General features: G+C 60.6%; 1 protein-coding gene. It reads left to right on the top strand.

What is annotated here, in order from left to right:
- The first annotated feature begins 620 nt into the window (after positions 1 to 620).
- Positions 621 to 1,103 (top strand): response regulator transcription factor, encoded by a 483-nt coding sequence (locus ABZZ74_RS54270; protein ID WP_356951462.1) that lies wholly within the window; start codon positions 621 to 623, stop codon positions 1,101 to 1,103.
- Positions 1,104 to 1,268: the final 165 nt, after the last annotated feature.

Raw genomic sequence — 1,268 nt, 5'->3', positions numbered from 1 at the left:
TGGCAAGCATGGACGGACACGGATCCACCCCATGAGCTCCAGGCCCTGATCGACGCGGTCACCACCGGACACGGCATCGACCTCTACCTCCGGATCTAACGAACTACCTGTAACCGCGAGGACCGAACCGAACCGAACCATGGCCCATGCCGCGCCGAACCATGCGGAGGCTCCGCCACCGCATCTGAGCTGTCAATGCTGCCACGCGTTGACGGCCCTTGTGCTTATTCATAGTCTCGCTCCGAGATGGTAAAAAGCGTCGAAGTCCCTTCCCGAAGCGGGAACCACGCTCTCTTCATGGCCTGTGGTGTGGCGAAACGGAAAGAAAACATGCCGCAAGGTGTGCTTATCAACTGGGAACCCATAGAGGCATATCCATGGCCAGACAAAGTGGAAGGTTCACGGGATCAACAATGTCTGACAGTTCAGTAAATGTGTCGCCATCACGCGTGAACAGGAGTCACCTTCCCGTTTTGCTGTCGTCGGTTGCCGTCATCGGTTCCTCGAACGTTCGGCCGTCGAAGCTCTATGCCTCCTGGGCCAGGGCGGTTTCCGGTCCGTCTCAAGTAAGGCCAACCGACCAGGCAGTTGTGTTCCACGGGCCAGGGATGGCGTCATCGGTGCTGGAGCTCAGGAACCGCATGGGCAGCTCAATGCCCCCGACACTTGTGGCCGCACCGAGACTGGACATCAAGGATGTCGTATCTTCGCTTCAGTGGGGCGCCCGCAGTTACTTGACCTCAAGTCAGCATCCGGACTATTTGATCGGGGCTGTAAAGGCGACAGTGGCCGGCTCGAGTTTCCTCGATCCTGAGATAACCTCTGCTCTGATCAAGGAAATAGTGGGCAACTCAAGCAGGGAGGGTACCACGGCGACGCAGCCCCGTTCGACGGACATGACGCACCTGCTTTCGCCCCGAGAGAGTCAGATCATGGACGAACTCGCTGCCGGACGTACCGTTGCGGAGGCCGCTGACAGGCTGGCCTTGTCGGAGAAGACCGTGCGCAACTATCTGAGCAGCGTGTACACGAAACTGAGTGTGCGCCGTCAAACCGAGGCGATCCTTCTCTGGGTAGGCGGCCGCCTGTCGTTATCGTCCTGAAGCCAGCCTCGGTCTCGCCCTGGCTAGGGATGCGGCAGAGCAAGGTCGTGGAGGTGCTCGGGGTGTGTCTGCAGGCGGCCAGCCTGTGGGACTGGGCCTGGCGAGAGGGCGGCAGAGGCGCGCTGTTGTTCACGGGGCCGGGCGGCAGCTGGTACCTGTCCGCCG

It is taken from the genome of Streptomyces sp. NPDC006476 (assembly GCF_040612015.1).
Lineage (GTDB): Bacteria > Actinomycetota > Actinomycetes > Streptomycetales > Streptomycetaceae > Streptomyces > Streptomyces griseorubiginosus_B.
The sequence above is the reverse complement of the archived record's forward strand: the minus strand, read 5'-3'. Positions and strand labels throughout refer to the sequence as shown.